The 19,717-nt window shown below is 71.5% G+C and carries 17 protein-coding genes; 7 read left to right on the plus strand and 10 right to left on the minus strand.

Going from position 1 to position 19,717, the window contains the following annotated elements; translation table 11 throughout:
- Positions 1-57: 57 nt before the first annotated feature.
- Both AC0I8G_RS07815 and AC0I8G_RS07820 read right to left on the minus strand, forming a co-directional pair.
- On the minus strand, positions 58-990 hold the full coding sequence (locus AC0I8G_RS07815) for an aldo/keto reductase (RefSeq protein WP_380260212.1): 933 nt from the start codon (positions 988-990) through the stop codon (positions 58-60).
- Positions 987-1,874 (minus strand): aldo/keto reductase, encoded by an 888-nt coding sequence (locus AC0I8G_RS07820; protein ID WP_471729415.1) that lies wholly within the window; start codon positions 1,872-1,874, stop codon positions 987-989. The genes AC0I8G_RS07815 and AC0I8G_RS07820 overlap by 4 nt, the downstream gene beginning before the upstream one ends.
- Positions 1,875-1,950: 76 nt before the next feature.
- Between AC0I8G_RS07820 and AC0I8G_RS07825 the strand changes: the two genes are divergently transcribed.
- Positions 1,951-2,871: a LysR family transcriptional regulator gene (locus tag AC0I8G_RS07825; RefSeq protein WP_380260210.1), complete on the plus strand. Its 921-nt coding sequence runs from the start codon at positions 1,951-1,953 to the stop codon at positions 2,869-2,871.
- On the opposite strand, the gene AC0I8G_RS07830 is transcribed toward AC0I8G_RS07825, so the two are convergent.
- From AC0I8G_RS07830 to AC0I8G_RS07845, 4 genes are all read right to left on the minus strand, one after another.
- Positions 2,814-3,578: a trans-aconitate 2-methyltransferase gene (locus tag AC0I8G_RS07830; RefSeq protein WP_471729416.1), complete on the minus strand. Its 765-nt coding sequence runs from the start codon at positions 3,576-3,578 to the stop codon at positions 2,814-2,816. The genes AC0I8G_RS07825 and AC0I8G_RS07830 overlap by 58 nt on opposite strands.
- A gap of 33 nt (positions 3,579-3,611) precedes the next feature.
- Positions 3,612-4,880, minus strand: a complete 1,269-nt coding sequence (locus AC0I8G_RS07835; RefSeq protein ID WP_471729593.1) for an enolase C-terminal domain-like protein — start codon at positions 4,878-4,880, stop codon at positions 3,612-3,614.
- 111 nt (positions 4,881-4,991) lie between these two features.
- Complete coding sequence (locus AC0I8G_RS07840; RefSeq protein ID WP_471729417.1) at positions 4,992-5,915, minus strand: 5-dehydro-4-deoxyglucarate dehydratase; 924 nt, start codon at positions 5,913-5,915, stop codon at positions 4,992-4,994.
- A 26-nt stretch (positions 5,916-5,941) separates the two neighbouring features.
- On the minus strand, positions 5,942-7,231 hold the full coding sequence (locus AC0I8G_RS07845) for a glucarate dehydratase family protein (RefSeq protein ID WP_471729418.1): 1,290 nt from the start codon (positions 7,229-7,231) through the stop codon (positions 5,942-5,944).
- A 156-nt stretch (positions 7,232-7,387) separates the two neighbouring features.
- Here AC0I8G_RS07845 and AC0I8G_RS07850 point away from each other — a divergent pair, with 156 nt between their 5' ends.
- From AC0I8G_RS07850 to recO, 4 genes are all read left to right on the plus strand, one after another.
- Entirely contained in the window at positions 7,388-7,909 is a 522-nt protein-coding gene (locus AC0I8G_RS07850) for a Uma2 family endonuclease (RefSeq protein WP_471729419.1), read from the plus strand.
- A gap of 613 nt (positions 7,910-8,522) precedes the next feature.
- The gene (leuA, locus tag AC0I8G_RS07855) at positions 8,523-10,250 is read left to right on the plus strand and encodes a 2-isopropylmalate synthase (protein WP_471729420.1); all 1,728 of its coding nucleotides are present in this window, start codon (positions 8,523-8,525) and stop codon (positions 10,248-10,250) included.
- 144 nt (positions 10,251-10,394) lie between these two features.
- Positions 10,395-11,975, plus strand: a complete 1,581-nt coding sequence (locus tag AC0I8G_RS07860; RefSeq protein ID WP_471729421.1) for a GGDEF domain-containing protein — start codon at positions 10,395-10,397, stop codon at positions 11,973-11,975.
- 33 nt (positions 11,976-12,008) lie between these two features.
- Positions 12,009-12,788 carry a DNA repair protein RecO gene (gene recO, locus AC0I8G_RS07865; RefSeq protein ID WP_471729422.1) on the plus strand — a complete coding sequence of 260 codons (780 nt, stop codon included), beginning with the start codon at positions 12,009-12,011 and terminating at the stop codon, positions 12,786-12,788.
- Positions 12,789-12,796: 8 nt separating this feature from the next.
- On the opposite strand, the gene AC0I8G_RS07870 is transcribed toward recO, so the two are convergent.
- The gene (locus AC0I8G_RS07870) at positions 12,797-13,366 is read right to left on the minus strand and encodes a histidine phosphatase family protein (RefSeq protein ID WP_471729423.1); all 570 of its coding nucleotides are present in this window, start codon (positions 13,364-13,366) and stop codon (positions 12,797-12,799) included.
- A 77-nt stretch (positions 13,367-13,443) separates the two neighbouring features.
- On the opposite strand from AC0I8G_RS07870, the gene AC0I8G_RS07875 reads away from it, so the two are divergent.
- Entirely contained in the window at positions 13,444-14,214 is a 771-nt protein-coding gene (locus tag AC0I8G_RS07875; protein ID WP_380162154.1) for an isoprenyl transferase, read from the plus strand.
- A 61-nt stretch (positions 14,215-14,275) separates the two neighbouring features.
- Here the strand turns inward: AC0I8G_RS07875 and ppc are convergent, their stop codons facing one another.
- The 3 genes from ppc to AC0I8G_RS07890 form a co-directional block, all read right to left on the minus strand.
- Positions 14,276-17,110 carry a phosphoenolpyruvate carboxylase gene (ppc, locus tag AC0I8G_RS07880; RefSeq protein WP_471729424.1) on the minus strand — a complete coding sequence of 945 codons (2,835 nt, stop codon included), beginning with the start codon at positions 17,108-17,110 and terminating at the stop codon, positions 14,276-14,278.
- 170 nt (positions 17,111-17,280) lie between these two features.
- Positions 17,281-17,559: an HU family DNA-binding protein gene (locus AC0I8G_RS07885; RefSeq protein ID WP_380260202.1), complete on the minus strand. Its 279-nt coding sequence runs from the start codon at positions 17,557-17,559 to the stop codon at positions 17,281-17,283.
- Between the two features lie 136 nt (positions 17,560-17,695).
- On the minus strand, positions 17,696-18,097 hold the full coding sequence (locus tag AC0I8G_RS07890) for a Fur family transcriptional regulator (protein WP_471729425.1): 402 nt from the start codon (positions 18,095-18,097) through the stop codon (positions 17,696-17,698).
- A 203-nt stretch (positions 18,098-18,300) separates the two neighbouring features.
- On the opposite strand from AC0I8G_RS07890, the gene AC0I8G_RS07895 reads away from it, so the two are divergent.
- Complete coding sequence (locus tag AC0I8G_RS07895; RefSeq protein ID WP_328295496.1) at positions 18,301-19,689, plus strand: glycine--tRNA ligase; 1,389 nt, start codon at positions 18,301-18,303, stop codon at positions 19,687-19,689.
- Positions 19,690-19,717 lie beyond the last annotated feature (28 nt).

A 19,717-nucleotide genomic window follows, 5' to 3' on the forward strand; every position in this document is an offset into this window, starting at 1 on the left:
CCGCCGCCCGGGGGGCGGGGGCGGCGGTGCCGAGTGGGGGGAGGGTGCTCAGGGACCTCAGGGGACCCGGTAGCCCGCGGCGCGGAACAGTTCGTACCACTCCGCCCGGGTCAGCGCGAGGTCCGAACCCTGGGCCGCGGCCCGCACCCGTTCGGGGTTGGTCGTGCCCAGGACGACCTGCATGTTCGCCGGGTGCCGGGTGATCCAGGCGGTGGCGATCGCGATGGTGGGAACGTCGTACTGCTTCGCCAGGCGGTCCAGGACGGCGTTCAGTTCCGGGTACTTCGGGTTGTCGAGGAAGACCCCGTCGAAGAACCCGGCCTGGAACGGCGACCAGGCCTGCACGGTGATGTCGTGCAGGCGGCAGTAGTCGAGGGTTCCGCTGTCGCGGGAGATCGACTGGTCGAGGCCCTGCATGTTCGAGGCGACGCCCTGGGCGATGAGCGGGGCGTGCGTGATCGAGAGCTGCAACTGGTTCGCGACCAGGGGCTGCGTGACGTGCTTGCGCAGCAGGTCCATCTGGCCGGGGTTCTGGTTGGAGACCCCGAACGCGCGGACCTTGCCCGCGGCGTGCAGTTCGTCGAACGCCTTGGCGACCTGCTCGGGTTCGACGAGGGCGTCGGGACGGTGCAGCAGCAGGACGTCGATGTAGTCCGTGTTCAGCGCCTTCAGCGAACCCGTCACCGACGCGATGATGTGCTCGTAGGAGAAGTCGAAGTACGGGCCGTCGGGGACGATCCCGGCCTTGGTCTGGATGATGGTGTTCTCGCGCTCGGAGGAGCTGAGGGTCACCGCCTCGGCGAACCGCTCCTCGCACTTGTGCATCGAGCCGCCGTAGACGTCGGCGTGGTCCAGCATCGTGATGCCGACCTCGCGGCCGGTCGCGACGAGGGTGCGGATCGCCTCGTCGTCCATCTCGGCGATGCGCATGAGGCCGAGGACGACGTTGGGCACCTGCAGGTCGGTTCCACCCAGGGGGAGGGTCTTCACGAACGGGCTCCTTCGGAGAGGCGGGTGATCTCGTCGGCGGTCAGTTCGAGGTCGGCCGCGGCCAGGGAGTCCTGGATGCTGGCCGGGCGGGAGGAGCCGGGGATCGGCAGGACCACGTCGGCCAGCGCGAGTTCCCAGGCCAGCGTGACCTGCTGGGGGCTGACCCCGTGGGCCTGCGCGACCTCGGCGAACACCGCGTGGTTCGACCCGAGGTCGGCGGCGTTGGAGATGCCGCCCAGCGGCGACCACGGCAGGAACGAGACGCCGAGCGAGGCGCAGTGCTCGAGCTCGCCCTGGCTGGAGCGGAACGCGGGGGAGAACTGGTTCTGCACCGAGGTGAGGCGGCCGCCGAGGAGGCGGTCGGCCTCGTCGATCTGGGCGACGTCGGCGTTGGAGATGCCCGCACGGACGATGACGCCCTCGTCGAGGAGTTCCACGAGCGCGCCGATGGAGTCGGCGAAGGGGACGTCGGGGTCGGGACGGTGGAACTGGTAGAGGCCGATGGCCTCCACGCCGAGGCGCTTCGCGGAGGCCTTGGCGGCCTCCTTGAGGTAGGCGGGGTCGCCGTTCTTGGTCCAGGACCCGTCGCCGGGACGCAGGTGGCCGCCCTTGGTGGCCACGACGACGTCGTCGGTGGGGGAGCCGTACGCGCGCAGGGCGCGGGCGATGAGCGACTCGTTGTGCCCGACCTCGTCGGCGTCGCGGTGGTACGCGTCGGCGGTGTCGATGAGCGTCACGCCCGCCTCGAGGGCGGCGTGGACGGTGGCGATCGCGCGGTCGTCGTCGGGACGACCTTCGATGGAGAGGGGCATCCCGCCGAGTCCGATGGCGGAGACCTGGCGGGTGGTGGGGGATCCGGGGCGTCCGAGGCTGCGCTGCTTCACGTGTCCGACCCTAGGAACCCATCGGTCAGAAGTCCAACATCTGCTTCTTCTCGTTCGCAGAAGTAGGATTCATGGCATGGACCTCCGGCAGATGCAGTACGTCGTCGCCCTCGCCGACGAACGGCAGTTCACCCGGGCCGCCGCCCTGAGCGGAGTGTCGCAGTCGGGTCTGTCCGCCGCGATCCGGACGCTCGAGGACGAACTCGGGACGGCGCTGTTCGCCCGCAGCCCCCGCGTGGTGCAACCGACCGACGCGGGACTGGCGCTGCTGCCCTTCGCCCGCACGATGCTGGCCCAGGCCACCGCGGCGCGCGACGCCGTCGTCCAGGCCACCCAGCGGCTGTCCGGGACGTTGCGGGTCGGGGCCGAGCAGTGCCTCGGCGTCGTCGACGTCTCGACGTTGCTCGAACGGTTCCACCGCCGGTTCCCGCAGGTCGAGATCCACTTCGAGCAGGCCGGGTCGCACGACCTGCTGGGGCGGTTGCGCGAGGCGGAGCTGGACCTCGCCTTCGTGGCGACGACGGAACACCTCGGGGCGCTGTCCGCGGACGAGCTCGGACGCGAACCGCTCGTGCTGCTCACCCCGCCCGAGCACCCGCTGGCCGGGCGCTCCGTCGTGGAGTGGAGCGAACTGGCCGGCTTCCCGTTCATCGACTTCGTCCCCTCGTGGGGGGTGCGACCGATCACCGACGCCGCCTGCGCCGCCCACGGCGTGCACCGGCGGGTCCGCTTCAGCGTCGGCGACGTGCACGCGCTGCTCGACCTCGTGGGCCGGGGCCTCGGCGTCGCGATCGTGCCGCGTCACGTGGCCGCGAAACCCGAGGCGACCCGGCTCTCGGTGGCGGCGATGCCCGCCGACACCCCGGAGTGGATCGTCTCCGTCGTCACGTCCCCGGGCTCGTCACCGGCCCCGCAACTGCTGGAACTGCTGGAGGTCGATCAGGCGGGGACGGTGGAGACCGCGAACGTGCGCAGGAACGGGAACGGCGTCCCGTAGTCGCGGGCCGGGTAGGCCTCGCGGAGCAGCGCCGCGTACTCGCGCTCGAACTCCACGGCGCTCTCGGCGTCGAGGGCCTGCAGGACCGGGCGCAACCCCGTGCCGCGCACCCACTCCAGCACCGGGTCCGGGCCGGGGAGGACGTGCTGGTACTCCGTCTGCCACACCTCGGCGAGGAGTCCGGCCCCCGCGAGCAGGTCGAGGTACTCCTGGGGCGTCGCGACGGACTCGGTGCCGCGCAGCACCCCCGCCAGCCGGTGGCGCCAGGGTGGGGACTCCGCGAGTTCGCGCATGAGGCGGTGCGAGGGGGCGTCGAAGTTCGACGGGACCTGGAAGGCGAGCCACCCGCCGGGGGCGAGCTGGGACGCCCACGTCCGCAGCAGGTCGCGGTGCTCGGGAACCCACTGCAGGACCGCGTTGGAGACCACGACGTCGACGCCGGTGGCGTCGAAGTCCTGGGCGCTCGCGACGCCGAACTCCACGCCCGCGTGGGTCGGGGCCTTCGCGATCATGTCGGGGGAGGAGTCGAAACCCCGCACCCGGGCCCCCGGCCACCGCTTGGCCAGGGTGGCCGTGAGGTTCCCCGCCCCGCAGCCGACGTCGACGACCTCACGCGGCGCCTTCGCCTGGATCTGCGCGACCAGGTCGCCGAACGCCCGGGAGCGCGGGGTGGCGAACCGGGCGTACTGACTGGGATCCCACTTCACGGTCCCGACCCTACGCCTGCACCCCTCGGATGGTCAGCGGTCGAGCGCGGGACGCTTCGGGTCGAACGTCCAACCGGGGTGCAGGAACTGCATGGCGATCGCGTCGTCGCGGGCTCCGAGACCCTCGCGCTGGTACAGCTCGTGCGCCGCCGCGACACGTTCCTCGTCGAGTTCCACCCCCAGGCCGGGGGTGGTGGGGACGTCGAGGTGGCCGTCGCGGATCGGGAACGGTTCCGTCGTGAGGCGTTGGCCGTCCTGCCAGATCCAGTGCGTGTCGATGGCCGTGACGTCACCCGGCGCGGCGGCCGCGACGTGGGTGAACATCGCCAGCGAGACGTCGAAGTGGTTGTTGGAGTGCGAACCCCAGGTCAGACCCCAGGCCTCGCACAGCTGGGCGACGCGGACGGAACCGGCCATCGTCCAGAAGTGCGGGTCGGCGAGCGGGATGTCGACGGCGCCGGCGCGGACGGCGTGCCCGAGCTGGCGCCAGTCGGTGGCGACCATGTTCGTCGCCGTCCGCATCCCGGTCGCCCGCTTGAACTCGGCCATCACCTCCCGGCCGGAGTACCCGCCCTCGGCCCCGCACGGGTCCTCGGCGTAGGCGAGGACGTCGCGCAGGTCGCGGCCGTGGCGGATCGCGTCGGCCAGCGACCAGCCGCCGTTGGGGTCCAGGGTGATCCGGGCGTCGGGGAAGCGGTGCGCGAGCGCGGTGACGACCTCGACCTCCTGCTCACCGGGGAGGACACCGCCCTTGAGCTTGAAGTCCGCGAACCCGTACCTCGCCTGCGCCGCCTCGGCGAGGCGCACGACGGCCGCGGCGTCCAGCGCGGGTTCGTGCCGCAGTCGCGACCAGTCGTCGGCCGCGTCCGGTTCCTCCCGGTAGGCCAGGTCGGTCGCGCTCCGGTCGCCGACGAAGAACAGGTACCCCAGGGCCTGGACCCGGTCCCGTTGCCGTCCCTCCCCCAGGAGGTCCGCGACGGGGACCTCCAGGAACTTCCCGAGCAGGTCCAGCAGCGCCGCCTCGAACGCCGTGACGACGTGCACGGCGGTGCGAAGGTCGAACGTCTGCAGGCCGCGTCCGGCGGTGTCGCGGCCGGCGAAGGTGCGCTGCACCTCGGCCAGCGTCTGGCGGTGGCGTGCGACGGTTCGCCCCACCACGAGCCGGCCCGCCTCGACGAGCGTGGTGCGGATCGCCTCCCCGCCGGGAACCTCGCCCACGCCGGTCCGCCCGTCGGAGTCGGTGAGGACGACGACGTTGCGGGTGAAGAACGGGGCGTGGGCGCCGGAGAGGTTGAGCAGCATGTCGTCGTGGCCGGCGACCGGGACGACCCGGACGTCGACGACGACGGGGGTACCGCTCACGAGTCCGGTTCCGTCGCCGGCAGGACGAGGTCGCCGGTCAGCTCCACCACGTCAGACCACCCTCGTGACCAGGTCGCTCAGTTCGGCCAGTTCGCCCGCGGTGAGGTCGACCAGCGGTGGGCGCACGGGACCGGCCGGCCGGCCGGCGGCGGTCATCCCGGCCTTCACGATCGAGACCGCGTACCCGTTGGTCCGGTTGCGGATGTCGAGGTAGGGGATGACGAACTCCCGCAGGCGGTCGTAGACGCCGTCGCGGTCCCGGGCGGTGACCCGGCCGTAGAAGTCCAGCGCCCACTGCGGAGCGAAGTTGAAGATGGCCGACGAGTACGTGGTGGCCCCGAGTTCCAGGTAGGGCAGGGCGTAGGTCTCGGCCGTGGGCAGCCCGCCGACGTAGACGAGGCGGTCGCCGTGGGTGGCGTACAACGTCGCCATCAGGTCGATGTCGCAGATGCCGTCCTTGAACCCGATGAAGTTCGGGAACTCCTCGACCAGCCGGTTCACCGTCGCCGCCGTGAACTTCGCGTTGGCCCGGTGGTACACGACGACGCCGAGGGACGTCGCCCCGCAGACGGCGGCGACGTGCTGGTACAGCCCCTGCTGGGTGAGTTCGTTGAGGTAGGGCGGCAGGACGAACACGCCGTCCGCACCGGCCGCCTCGACGGCCCGGGTCATCTCGACCGCGGTGGACGTGCCGTACCCGACCGGGCCGACGACGGGGCTGCGGTGCTCGTTGGCCTCGACCGTCGCGGAGACGACCTGGAGGACCTCGGCGATCGTCAGCGCCGGGAACTCGCCCGTGCCGCCCGCCGCGAACAACCCCGACGCGCCGAACCCGCTGAGGTGGGCGACGTGGTCGCGGTAGCCGGCCTCGTCGAAGCTGAGGTCGGCGTGGGTGTGGGTGACCGGGAACGAGAGGAGACCGGAGCCGAGGGCGGCGCAGAGGTCGGTGGGGGCGAGGTCGCTGGGCTGGGTCACGGGATCTCCGGTTCGGGGGGTGGGGTTCACCAACGGGCGGTGTTCGGGCGGAAACCCGGGTCGACGGTGCGCATGTAGGTCGTGTCGTCGCGGTTGCGGATGCCGCACGCCAGGTACTGCTCGTGCAACCGGGCGAGCGCGTCCCGGTCGAGTTCCACCCCGAGGCCGGGGGTGGTCGGCACCTTCACGGCGCCGCCCGCGAAGGCCAGCACCCCGGGGAGGACGACGTCGTCCTCGGGTCGTTTCCACGGCCAGTGCGTGTCGCACGCGTAGTCGAGGTTCGGGGTCGCGGCGGCGAGGTGGGTCATGGCGGCGAGGCTGATCCCGAGGTGGGAGTTGGAGTGCATCGACAATCCCATCCCGAACACCTCGCAGATCCGGGCCAGGTCCTGCGACCGGCGCAGCCCGCCCCAGAAGTGGTGGTCGGAGAGGACGACCTGGACGGCGTCCTGCGCGACCGCCGGGGGGAGGTGACCGAAGGCGACGACGCACATGTTGGTGGCCAACGGCATCCGCCCCTGCAGCTTCGCCGCGACGCTCGCCATGCCCTCGAGTCCGGGGGTCGGGTCCTCGAGGTACTCGAGGACCCCGTCGAGCTGCTCGGCGACCCGGACCGACGTCTCGGGGGTCCAGGCGCCGTTGGGGTCCAGGCGCAACGGCAGGTCGGGGAACTCCGCGCGCAGCGCCCGGATCGCCTCGACCTCCTCGTCCGGCGGGAAGACCCCGCCCTTCAGCTTGATCGCGGTGAACCCGAACTCGTCGACCATCCGCCGGACCTGGGCGACGACCCCGGCGGGGTCCAGTGCCGCGCCCCAGCCGTCGTCCTCCTGACCGGGGTGGGCGGCCCACTTGTAGAACGCGTAGGCGCTGTAGGCGACCTCGTCGCGGACCCTCCCGCCGAGGAGGTCGCTGACGGGGCGGCCGACGAGCTTGCCCTGCACGTCGAGGGCGGCGACCTCGAACGCGGCGACGACGCGGTCGGCGGTGTTGGACGTGGTGATCTGCAGGCCCGTGCCGTGCCCACCGGTGGTGGTGTCCCCGCTGAGGGAGTCCACCACCGCGCGCTGCAGCGCGTTCAGGTCGAAGACGTCGAGACCCCGGAGCCGGACCGCGGCCGCGCGGAGGCGGTCGAGGTGGGCGGCGTCGCCGTAGCTCTCGCCGAGTCCGTGGACGCCGTCCTCGGTCTCGACCTCGATGACGCTGCGCAGGGCGAAGGGTTCGTGGACGCCGACGTTGTTGAGCAGGGGGAGGTCGCGGAAGGCGACCGGGGTGATCTCGACCCGCGTGATCCGGCTCGTGGTGCTGCGGCTGGGCATGTCCGTCCTTCGTCATCGGCAGGAGGTGACGCCATCGTGCCACACGTCCACATCTGCGGACAATGACCTAGGACGTGTTCGATGCAGGGATCTGTGGTCGTGGCATCCTGTCGAGTACGAGTCGATGGGCAGGGCGAGCACGACCCAGGGGGCGGGATGACCACTGAGACGCGGGTGCGCCACGTCGTGAACGACGGTGGTCTCGACGGGTGGCTGGACGAGCGTCGACGACTCGGCCAGGACGGGCGCGATGAGGTCTGGGACGGGGTCTACCACCTGGTTCCGCACGCACGGAGCGATCACGGCAAGCTCGCGCACAAGCTCAGCGCCGAGCTGCACGAGGTGGCGCGAGCGAGGGGAGTCAACCCGACGGGCGAGTTCAACCTCGGCGACGCCAACGACTACCGCGTTCCCGACATGGGCTGGACCGCATCGCCCGTCGACGACGCGGACCTCTACGTGCCCTCCGTGGAGATCGTCGTGGAGTTGGAGTCCCCTGGCGACGAGACGTGGGAGAAGGTGCCGTTCTACTTCGCGCGGGGGGTGCGCGAGGTGTGGGTCATCGCGCCCCACGACCGAGGCGTGCGGGTGCTGACATCAGTGGGCCACGACGTCGGGCTGAGCGACGTCCTGGGTGTCACGCTCGCCCAGATCCGGGCGGCGCTCGGCTGGGACTGAGAGCCCAGCTGTCCGCCACCCGTCGCTGGGGACCCGCCGAGGGCCGAACCACCAGCGGAGGTCGCTCAGGAACAACTCGCAGAGGGAGCGTGAGGACGAGAGGTGGCGCAGGAACCGGCTGCCCACGAGCGGTCGCTGCAGAAGACCTTCTCCAGCGGTTGCACGTTCAGCATCCCCGTCCACCGACGTCCCTACCGCTGGGGCGACGAGGCGGTCCAACTCCTCGACGACCTCGAACAGTCCGCTCCTTCGGAGGTTCGACCGGCTCGGCCGTCTTCGCGCTCACGACGCAGGTCCTGGAAAGCGAACTCGATCGACGCGTGGGAGGTGCGCTGAGTCGGCGGGGTGCACCGAACCCCGGTGGGGGTTGCCCGGGCGCGGGACATCATCAGCGGCGAGCGGGACGGCGTGGAACACGTCCTCACGGACTCCCGAAGTCAGGTGGGTCAGGGCCTTTAGCGCTACGGGGTCCGTGGGGGTACGGTGTCGGTGTGGCTCGTCTGGAGAACCTCCTCCTTCGTCGCCGCGGCGGGGCCAGCTAGGCCGGTCTCCCCGTCGCGGGACCTCGTCGTGCGTGCCGGCCGCCACACCAGCCGCTCATGAGGAGAACGAAGTGAAGAACACCCAGACGTCGTCGCCGATGCCCTTCGGCAAGTACCTGCCTTTCCACGAGCAGATCACCGTGGAACTGCCGGACCGGACCTGGCCGACCAAGCGCATCGAGAAGGCTCCGCGCTGGTGCGCGGTGGACCTGCGCGACGGCAACCAGGCCCTGATCGACCCCATGAACGCCGAGCGCAAGCTGCGGATGTTCACGCTGCTCGTCGAGATGGGCTACAAGGACATCGAGGTCGGCTTCCCGTCGGCCTCGCAGACCGACTTCGACTTCGTCCGCACGCTGATCGAGAACGACCTCATCCCCGACGACGTGCGCATCCAGGTCCTGACCCAGGCCCGCGAGCACCTCATCGAACGCACCTACGAGTCCCTGCGCGGGGCGAAGCAGGCGATCGTCCACCTGTACAACTCCACCTCGGTGCTGCAGCGCCGCGTCGTCTTCGGCAGCGACGAGGACGGCATCGTCGACCTGGCCCTGCAGGGTGCGCGGCTGTGCCGGAAGTTCGAGGAGACGATCCCGGACACGACGGTCTACTACGAGTACTCCCCGGAGTCCTACACGGGTACCGAGCTCGAGTTCGCCGCCCGCATCTGCAACGCCGTCATCGAGGTCTTCGAGCCGACCCCCGAGCGCCAGGTGATCGTCAACCTGCCCGCCACCGTCGAGATGACGACGCCGAACGTCTACGCCGACTCCATCGAGTGGATGTCGCGCCACCTCGCCCACCGCGAGAACGTCCTGCTGTCGCTGCACCCGCACAACGACCGCGGAACCGGTGTCGCCGCAGCCGAACTGGGCTACCTGGCCGGTGCGGACCGCATCGAGGGCTGCCTGTTCGGCAACGGCGAACGCACCGGCAACGTCGACCTGGTGACCCTGGGCCTGAACCTCTTCAGCCAGGGGATCGACCCGCAGATCGACTTCTCCGACATCGACCACGTCCGCCGCACCGTCGAGCACTGCAACCAGTTGCCCGTCGGCGAGCGCGTGCCCTACGGCGGCGACCTCGTCTTCACGGCCTTCTCCGGCTCCCACCAGGACGCCATCAAGAAGGGGCTGGAGGCGATGGAGCGCGACGCGGCGGCCGTCGGGAAGACCGTCGACGAGATCCCCTGGGCCGTTCCCTACCTGCCGATCGACCCCAAGGACGTCGGGCGTTCCTACGAGGCCGTGATCCGGGTCAACTCCCAGTCGGGCAAGGGGGGCGTGGCCTACCTGCTGAAGGCCGAGCACCAGCTCGACCTGCCGCGCCGGCTGCAGATCGAGTTCAGCCGCGTCATCCAGGAGCACACCGACGCCCAGGGCGGCGAGGTCTCCTCGAAGCAGATCTTCGACGTGTTCTCCGACGAGTACCTGCCCTCGAAGACCGGCACCCCCGACTGGGGCCGGTTCGCGTTGCGCGGCACCCGCTCCGTGAGCGTGGTCGACGGGGCGGACACCCTGGAGGTCGACCTCTACGACGGCGGGGTGGTCGCCACCGTCCAGGGCACCGGCAACGGCCCCATCGCGGCGTTCTGCGCGGCGCTGGGGGAGCAGGGCGTCGACGTCCGCGTCCTCGACTACGCCGAGCACGCGCTCTCGGCCGGTGGCGACGCGCAGGCCGCGGCCTACGTCGAGTGCGCCGTCGGCGGGCGCGTCCTGTGGGGGGTGGGCGTGGACCACAACATCACCACCGCGTCGCTGAAGGCCATCGTCTCCGCGGTGAACCGCGCTCTGCGCTGACGCCCAGCCCCTCTCGCCCCATGATCTCGTGCGGTGTCCCGCACAAGATCACGGGGCGAGGTGGTTGAACGTGCATCTAGAAGATTCAGCCACGCTCCGCGATCGCACCCGGTAAGATCTGTCACCACGTGTGATCGTGGCGAGGTGATCGAAGGGGGCGCGGTGGGCAACGAGCTCGAGGTCGTCAGTCCGTTCGGACCCTTCGACGCCCTCGCGGAGTCCGCACACCGCCTCTACCTCGACGGCTACGGCGAAGCCGCCATCGCCGCCAGCCGCGAAGGCCTCCTCTTCACCGAACTCGCGGGCGACGAGCGCACCGCCCGCTACCTGCAGTTCATCTGCGGGGTCGCGCTGCACCAGCTCGGTCGTGCCGGCGAGGCCAGCGAAGAGGCCGGCCACCTGCTGCGCCGCCTCGGCACCGACGCAGAACCCGTGTGGCGCGCCAAGGCCCTCGCCCTGCTCGCCGAGTCCCGCGTCGACCTCGGCATGACCGCCCTCGCGATGGACCACCTCGCCGAGGGCCAGCTGATCGTCTCCGCCCAGCCGATCCGCACCTACGACCACCTTTCGGCCACGATGTCGGTCGCGCTCGCGCTCAACGCCCTCGCGCTCTTCGAACCCGCCGACGAGCTCATGGTCCAGATGCTCGCCCTCACCTTCCCGCCCGCCCGGGTCCAGCTCAACGTCGCCCAGGAAGCCGCCGTCCTGCAGGTCGCGTGGGGCGCCATGCTCGAGGTCGCCGGCCGCGCCCCGGAAGCCTGGCCGCACTACACCGTCGCCCTCGCCCGCGCCGCCCGCATGCGCGCGCTCGCCCACGACGTCGGCTACCCCGAGATGCTCGCCCGCGCCGAGGCCATCGAGGCCTTCGTCCTGCAGCGCACCGGGCAGACCGACCTCGCCCAGGGCCGGCTGCGGCCCGCGATGGCCGCGTTCCGGCTGCGCGAGGAACTCGCCGAGACCCAGATCGCCCGCATCGCCATGGCCCAGGCGCGCGCCGACGCCGGCGACCAGACCGAGGCCGCCGAACTCCTCGCCGCCGTCCAGCGCGTCTCCTCCTCCACCCAGCTCGACGTCTGGGGCCTCACGGCGCTCGCCGTCCGGGCGCGCAACGCCGTCCTGCGCGACGGACGCAGCGAGGCCGCGGACGCCCTCGAGCTCCTCGCGCAGATCTCGCTGTCGCGGCTGTGGGAGGACCGGGAGAGCCGGTTCGAGGCCCTGCAGGACCGCATCCAGCAGCGCGAGATGGCCGAGCAGCACGAGCGCATCGGGCGTGCCGCCCTCGTCGACCCGATGACGGGTCTCGGCAACCGCCGCCGGCTGCAGCAGGTCCTGGAGCGCCCCGACCAGCGCTTCAGCGCCGTCCTGCTCGACGTCGACCGCTTCCGCGCCGTCAACGACGAGCACGGCCACGACGCCGGCGACGCCGTCCTGCAGCGCATCGCCGACCTCCTGCAGCGCAACGTCTCCGACGACGACATCGTCGTACGGTTCGGGGGTGACGAGTTCGTCGTCCTGGTCCCGGGGAGCCGGAACGCCGAACCGACCGCCGAACGCCTCCTCGAGGTCGTGCGCAAGGAACCCTGGCTGGAGATCTCCCTCGGGCTGCGGGTCACCGCGTCGGTGGGGTTGGCCGGGCCGGCCTCGGCCGCCGAGGCCCTCGCCGGTGCGGACGCCGCCTGCGACGTCGCCAAGCGCGCCGGGCGCGACCGCCTCGTCACCGCCTGACCCCTCCGGGTGGGGGACGCCTAGAGTGGGGGTGTGGCGGGGGCGCGGGGATCGAGCATCGGCGGGGCGAAGACCTACCGCGACGAGGCCGTCGTCCTGCGCGCCACCAAGCTCGGTGAGGCCGACAAGATCCTCTCGCTGCTGACCCGCCACCACGGCCGGGTGCGGGCCGTCGCCAAGGGGGTGCGGCGCACGTCGTCGAAGTTCGGCGCGCGCCTGGAACCCTTCACCTGCATCGACGTCCAGCTCCACCACGGCCGCACCCTCGACACCGTCACCCAGGTCGACGTCCTGGCCCCCTACGGGCAGAACCTCGCCACCGACTACGGCCTCTACACCGTCGGCTCGGCGATGCTGGAGACCGCCGAGCGGTTCACCGAGGTGGAACGGGAGGTCGCGACCCAGCAGTACCTGCTGCTCGTCGGTGCGCTGCGTTCGCTCTCCCGCCGCGAGCACGACTCCTCGCTCGTGCTCGACGCGTTCCTGCTGCGCTCGCTGGCCATCGCCGGCTACGCCGCGAGCTTCACCGACTGCGCGAAGTGCGGAGCACCCGGCCCGCACGCGGCGTTCAACATCTCCGCGGGCGGGGCCGTCTGCTCCTCCTGCCGCCCGCCGGGTTCCGCCGCGCCCGACCCGCGGACCCTCACGCTCCTCGCGGCGCTGCTCAGCGGCGAGTGGGAGATCGCCGACGCCGTGGAGGAGCGCTCCCGCCGCGAGGGCAGCGGTCTCGTGGCGGCCTTCCTGCAGTGGCACCTGGAGCGCGGGATCCGCTCGCTGCGCCACGTGGAACGGGAACCGCTCGTCCCGCGGTGAGGGGCAGGTCAGGCGTTCTGCGGTTCCCGGGTCAGCTGCCAGTCCTCGCCGGCGCCTTCCAGCAGCACGGCGGAGGCGTTCGCGAGCCGCGTCAGTTCGACGCCGGTCAACCCGTCGACGGTGGCGCGGATGAAGGTTCCGTGGGCCACGACCAGCAGTGCCGCGTCACCGTGTTCGGCGCGGATCCGGCGCACGGCCCCCGCGCCGCGGGCCACGATCTCGGGCCAGGACTCCCCACCGGGGCGTTCGCCGTTCGGGAACCGCGCGGTGAGTTCCTCGCGGTTGCCGCCCTCGGCCTCGCCGAAGTTGCGCTCCACCAGGTCGTCGTGGGCGGGCAGCAGTTCCAGGCCGAGGTGGGTGGCGATGATCTGCGCGGTCTCGCGGGCCCGGGAGAGCGGTGAGGAGGTGATGGCGCTCCAGCCCTGACCGGCCAGGGTCCCGGCGAGCGCACGGGCCTGGGCGCGGCCGGTGTCGTTCAGCGGGATGTCGGTGCGTCCCTGCAGTCGACCGTCCCGGTTCCAGTCGGTCTCCCCGTGCCGGACGAGTGCGGTGCGGGGAGGAACGGTGGGGGAGGGCACGTCCCATGGTCTCACCTGGCACCCTGGGGACCGTGCCAGGACGTCGACGCTCAGCCCCGCCTCCCGTGAACCGCGAGGTGGTCGCGCCCCCGCCCCACCCCTCCGGCGCGCGGCCGCCGACGTTGCCCGCCGACCTCGTCCCGAAGCACGTCGCGATCGTCATGGACGGCAACGGCCGCTGGGCGAACGCCCGGGGTCTGTCCCGCGTCGAGGGCCACAAGATGGGCGAGGCGTCCCTGCTCGACGTCGTCGCCGGGGCCATCGAGGTGGGGGTGACCCACGTGTCGGCCTACGCGTTCTCGACCGAGAACTGGAAGCGCAGTCCCGACGAGGTGAAGTTCCTCATGGGGTTCAACCGCGACGTCATCCGTCGCCGGCGCGACGTCATGAACTCCTGGGGGGTGCGGGTGCGCTGGGCGGGGCGTCGTCCCCGCCTGTGGCGCAGCGTGATCACCGAGCTCGAGACGGCCCAGGAGATGACCCGGGACAACACCGTCTGCACGTTGACGATGTGCGTGAACTACGGCGGCCGGGCGGAGATCGTCGACGCGACCCGGGCCATCGCCCAGGAGGTCGCGGCGGGGAGGCTGAACCCGGACCGGATCGACGAGAAGACGATCGCCCGCTACCTCGACGAACCGGACATGCCCGACGTGGACCTGTTCTGGCGTTCCTCGGGGGAGCAGCGGACCTCGGGGTTCCTGCCGTGGCAGTCCACCTACGCCGAGATGGTGTTCTCCGACGTGCTCTGGCCCGACGTGGACCGGCGGTCGTTGTGGGCGGCCATCGAGACCTACGCCGAACGGGACCGGCGCTACGGCGCGGCCCGGGACACGCCCACCGCCTGAGGGATCGTTGCCTCCCCGGTGTCACTGGACGACACCGGGGAGGCAACGATCCCCAACGGGGTCAGCCGGTGTTGCGCATCCCCGCGGCGATGCCGTTGATGGTCAGCAGCAGGGCGCGGCGCAGGGCGGGGTCGACGTCGTCGCCGCTGGCCCGCGAGCGGGCGAGCAGGGACACCTGCAGGGCGTGCAGCGGCGCGAGGTAGGCGTCGCGCAGTTCCAGGGTCCGCTTGAGCACGGGCGCGGACTGCAGGAGTTCGTCCTGCTCGGTCAGCAGCAGGATCTCCTCCAGCGTCGTCGCGTGCTCGGCGCGGATCACGTCGAACGTCGCGCGCTGGTCGGGCGAGACGAGCTCGTCGACGTAGTGCCGGGCGATGCCGAGGTCGGTCTTCGCCAGGGTCATCTGCACGTTGGAGATGAAGCTGCGGAAGAAGCTCCAGTCGGCCGCCATGGCCTTGAGGTCGTCGCTGCGCCCGGCCTCGCGGGCCGCCTTCAGACCCGAACCCACCCCGAACCAGCCGGGCACGTTGATGCGGGTCTGGGTCCAGCCGAACACCCACGGGATCGCGCGCAGGTCCTCGAGCCCGCCCGTCCCGCCGGGGCGACGGGAGGGACGCGAACCCATGTTGAGGTTCCCGAGCTCCTCGACCGGGGTGGCGGTGAGGAAGAACGGCACGAGACCGGGGTCGCCGATGAGGCGGCGGTAGGCCTCCTGGCCCTTCGCGGCGACGATGCCCATCGTCACGTCCCAGTCGTCCAGGACGGTGTCCGGCTGCAACGGCGTGCGGTGCAACGTGGACGCCTCGAGCGCGGCGGACAGCGCGACCTCGAGGTTGTGGCGGGCCAGGCGCGGCTGGACGTACTTGTCGGAGATCACCTCGCCCTGCTCGGTGACCTTGATCGGACCGTCGAGGGTGCCGTACGGCTGGGCCAGGATCGCCTCGCCGGTGGGACCGCCGCCGCGCCCGACCGACCCGCCGCGGCCGTGGAAGAGGCGCAGGGTCACCCCGTAGCGGGCGGCGACGTCGCGCAGCGCGCGCTGGGCGCGGTGGATCTGCCAGCGCGAGGCCGCGATCCCGGCGTCCTTGGAGGAGTCGGAGTAGCCGAGCATGATCTCCTGCACGTTCCCCCGGGCCGCCACGACACGGCGGTAGGAGGCGTCGGAGAGCAGACCCTCGAGGAGTTCCTCGGCGTTCTCGAGCTCGGTGACGGTCTCGAAGAGCGGGGCGAACCCGATGCGCGCCACGTCGTTGGCGCCCGGCGTCTCGGCCAGGTCGACGAGGCCGACCTCACGGGCCAGGACGACGACGGCGAAGAGGTCGTCGATGCCCTTGGTCATCGAGACGATGTAGGTCTCGATCGTCTCGTCGCCGTAGCGGTCGAGGGAGTCGCGGATGGTCGAGAACAGCCGCACGACCTTCTCGGGAGTCCCCGTGAGGGTGCGGACCGCGGCGCCGATGAGCGGGCGGTGGCCCGTCATCTCCTTCGAGAGGAGCTTGGTGCGGGCGGTGCGGTCGAGGTCGGCGTAGGGCGTGATGAGTTCACCGAGGCGGTCGTAGATCGCGCCGAGCGCCTCGTGGTGCTTGCCCGCGTCCTCGCGCACGTCCAGGGTCGCCAGGCCGAAGCCCACCGCGCGGGTGACGCGCAGCAGCCGGGCCACGGCGCCGTCGGCGACGAGGTGACCTTCGTTGGCGCGCAACGACTCCGAGATCATCACGATGTCGGCGGTGAACTCGGCCACCGACGCGTAGTCGCGGCCGGGGACGTGGTCGTTGCCGGTGTGCAGCCGTGCCCGGGTCCCCTCGAGGCGGGCCAGGACGTAGGACAGCTTGAAGCGGTAGGGCTCCTCGCCGTTGAGGTGGACGCGGGAGGCGTGCACGTCGGGCAGCGCGGCGGCGTCGGCCTCGAGGGAGGCGAGCAGTTCGTCGGAGAACCCGACGATCTGGGTCGAGGCCGCGAGCTGGGTCATGAGGTCGCGGGTGGCGGCGCTGAGGACGTCCAGGGCCGCGTCGTGCTGCATGCCCAGGACCTCGGCGGTGACCTCCGGGGTCACGTTCGGGTTGCCGTCGCGGTCCCCGCCGACCCAGTTGCCGAAGCGCAGCGGCTGGGCGTCCAGCGGCAGGTCCAGGCCGAGCTCGGCGAGCCCGACCGAGAGGTCCTCGAGCAGGTCCGGCAGGACCGTGGAGGTCAGGTTGCGCAGGTAGTGCAGCGCCGAGCGGGCCTCGTCGGCCGGCCGGGGGCGCAGGACGCGCAGCTCGTCCGTCTGCCACAGCTCGTCGACGAGTTCGGCGAGGCGGCGCTGGCCGCGCTGGGCGTCGACGGGGCGCTGCGTCGGGTCCTCCGAGGCCTCGACGATGGTGGTGATCCGCAGCAGCAGGTCCAGCACCGAGCGACGGCTGGACTCGGTGGGGTGCGCGGTGAAGACCGGGCGCAGCTGGAGGCGACCGAGGATCTGCTGGGCGGTGGCCGGGTCGAGGTCACCGGCGGCCAGGGCCTCACCCAGCCGGGCGAGGGTGGCGTCGAGGCCGCCACCGGACTGCTTGGACAGCTCCAGGCCGCGGTGCAGCTGCTCGGAGGCGTTCGCGAGCTGGAAGTAGGCGGTGAAGGCGCGGGCCAGGACGATGGCGGTCGCGTCGTCCACCCCGGAGAGCAGTCGGGCCAGCTCCGCGCCGTCGTCGGCCTCGCGGGCCAGGGCACGCACCTGCTCGACCAGGTCGAGGAGTTCCTGACCCTCGTGCCGGGTGAGCGAGGCGCCCAGGAGTTCCCCGAGCCGTCGGACGGAGGCCCGCAGGGCCGCGTGACCCTCGTGGGAGGAGACGCCGTCGACGGTCAGCCCGTCCTGGGACGTGCTCCGTACCTGGTCGTCCACTCCACTGGTCTCGTCGTGCGTGGTGCTCATCGCCTCGCCTCGCCTCCCTGCCGGTGCTCGGGTCGACGCTGACTCCGGGTGCACGTCCTGACTTGCCGTCCGCCGCCCGGAGGGGGCGGCGGGGGCAGTCTTGCGTGTCCGTCGCCAGGGACGAAACCGGGGGAGGCGAGGCGCAGGTGCGTCCTCGGTGCGACGCGACCTCAGCTGCCGTTGGCGGCGGCCTTGAGCTTGGAGCCGGCGGTGAGCTTGGCGCCGAAGGAGGCGGCGATCTCCATGGTCTCGCCGGTGCGCGGGTTGCGGCCCGTGCGGGCGGCGCGTTCCACGCGCTCGACGGTCATCAGGCCCGGGAGCTTGACGGCCTCGCCCTTGCCGACGGCCTCGACGAGGACGTCGCCCAGGGCGTTGAGCATGGTGTCGGTGTCGGACTGCGTCAGGCCCGCGCGCTGGGCGACGGCGGTGACGAGTTCGGAGCGGTTCACGGTCTCTCCCGTTTGTCTCGAAGACGGTGGTCGGCCTGTGACGTTACCGGTCGTGACTGCTCGTGCTCAGCACGCGGCTCCCCGCGGGCCGCGTCGCCGGGGCCCGTGGGGGTCCCGCGAGAGCGTCCCGCGGTGCTCAGACGAGCTCGCTGCAGTCCGCGCACACGCCGAAGACCTCGACGACGTGCTGGACGGCGGTGAAGCCGTGGTCGGCGCCGACCCGCTTGGCCCAGGCCTCGACCGCGGGCCCCTCGACCTCGACGGTGGCCCCGCAGCGGCGGCAGACCAGGTGGTGGTGGTGCCCGGTGGAGCAGCGGCGGTAGACGGCCTCGGCGCCGTCGTCGGTGCGCAGCACGTCCACGTCACCGTCCTCGGCGAGGACCTGCAGCGCGCGGTAGACCGTGGCCAGGCCGACGTTCTCCCCCCGGGCCCGCAGCTTGGCGTGCAGGTCCTGGGCGGAGAGGAAGGCGTCGGCCTCGTCGAGCACCGCGGAGACGGCCGAACGCTGCTTCGTGGACCGGCGGGCCGGGATCGACACGACTGGCTCGTCTCCTTCCGTTCGTCCTGCGAGCCGTTCTCGACAGGCGGGTCAGGTCACCCTACGTGCTCGCGTGCGCTGGGCCGAGCGGCGTCGGGCAGCGAGCAGGCGGGATCGCTCAGCGCGTAACCTCTGCGAGGACGCCCGCCCCGCCCGCGGGGTGGCGCTCGACCGCCGACACCCAGCCGGACAGGAGATCCCGCGTGGCCTCGCCCACCCCTCGCCTCGACGCCGTCATCAACCTCGCCAAGCGCCGAGGTTTCGTCTTCCCCTCGGGTGAGATCTACGGCGGTACCCGCTCGGCCTGGGACTACGGCCCCCTCGGGGTCGAGCTGAAGGAGAACATCAAGCGCCAGTGGTGGCGCCAGATGGTCTCCTCCCGCGACGACGTCGTCGGCCTGGACTCCTCCGTGATCCTGCCGCGGCGCGTGTGGGAGGCCTCCGGCCACGTCGAGGTCTTCAGCGACCCGCTGGTGGAGTCGCTGCAGACCCACAAGCGCTACCGGGCCGACCACCTGCTCGAGGCCTACGAGGCCAAGCACGGTCACCCCCCGGTCAACGGTCTCGCCGACGTGCCGGACCCGGAGACGGGCGTGCGCGGGCAGTGGACCGAACCCCGCGACTTCTCCGGCCTCATGAAGACCTACCTCGGTGCGGTCGACAACGAGGAGGGGATGCACTACCTGCGCCCCGAGACCGCCCAGGGCATCTTCGTGAACTTCGCCAACGTCATGGGCTCCGCGCGCAAGAAGCCGCCGTTCGGCATCGGCCAGATCGGCAAGAGCTTCCGCAACGAGATCACCCCCGGCAACTTCATCTTCCGGACGCGTGAGTTCGAGCAGATGGAGATGGAGTTCTTCGTCGAACCCGGCACCGACGAGCAGTGGCACCAGTACTGGCTCGACGAGCGCATGTCCTGGTACACGGGCCTGGGCATCGACGCCGGCAACCTCCGGTTCTTCGAACACCCGCAGGAGAAGCTGTCGCACTACTCCAAGCGGACGGTCGACATCGAGTACCGGTTCGGGTTCCAGGGCTCGGAGTGGGGCGAGCTCGAGGGCGTCGCCAACCGCACCGACTACGACCTGACGACGCACGCCCGGGAGTCCGGCGTCGACCTGTCCTACTTCGACCAGACCAAGGGCGAACGCTGGGTCCCCTACGTCATCGAACCCGCAGCGGGTCTGACCCGTTCGCTCATGGCGTTCCTCGTCGACGCCTACACCGAGGACGAGGCCCCGAACACCAAGGGTGGCGTCGACAAGCGCACCGTGCTGCGCCTGGACCACCGCCTCGCCCCGGTCAAGGCCGCGGTGTTCCCGTTGTCGCGCAACGAGTCCCTCTCGCCGAAGGCGCGTGACCTCGCGGCTGAGCTGCGCCGGAACTGGAACGTCGAGTTCGACGACGCCGGCGCCATCGGCCGTCGTTACCGCCGTCACGACGAGGTCGGCACGCCGTACTGCATCACCGTCGACTTCGACACCCTCGAGGACGAGGCGGTGACCATCCGCGAACGCGACACGATGGCGCAGGAACGCGTCGGGCTGACCCAGGTCACCCAGTGGCTGGGGGCACGCCTCATCGGCGCCTGAACCACGAGCGGACGGCCGGAACCCCCGA

Source organism: Kineococcus sp. AC630 (genome assembly GCF_979255925.1).

Bases quoted from the DNA above. Each gene is read 5' to 3' on its own strand.
- AC0I8G_RS07845 (WP_471729418.1), bottom strand. From the start codon at position 7,231: ATGCCCAGCCGCAGCACCACGAGCCGGATCACGCGGGTCGAGATCACC.
- AC0I8G_RS07850 (WP_471729419.1), top strand. From the start codon at position 7,388: ATGACCACTGAGACGCGGGTGCGCCACGTCGTGAACGACGGTGGTCTC.
- ppc (WP_471729424.1), bottom strand. From the start codon at position 17,110: ATGAGCACCACGCACGACGAGACCAGTGGAGTGGACGACCAGGTACGG.
- AC0I8G_RS07825 (WP_380260210.1), top strand. From the start codon at position 1,951: ATGGACCTCCGGCAGATGCAGTACGTCGTCGCCCTCGCCGACGAACGG.
- AC0I8G_RS07835 (WP_471729593.1), bottom strand. From the start codon at position 4,880: ATGCTGCTCAACCTCTCCGGCGCCCACGCCCCGTTCTTCACCCGCAAC.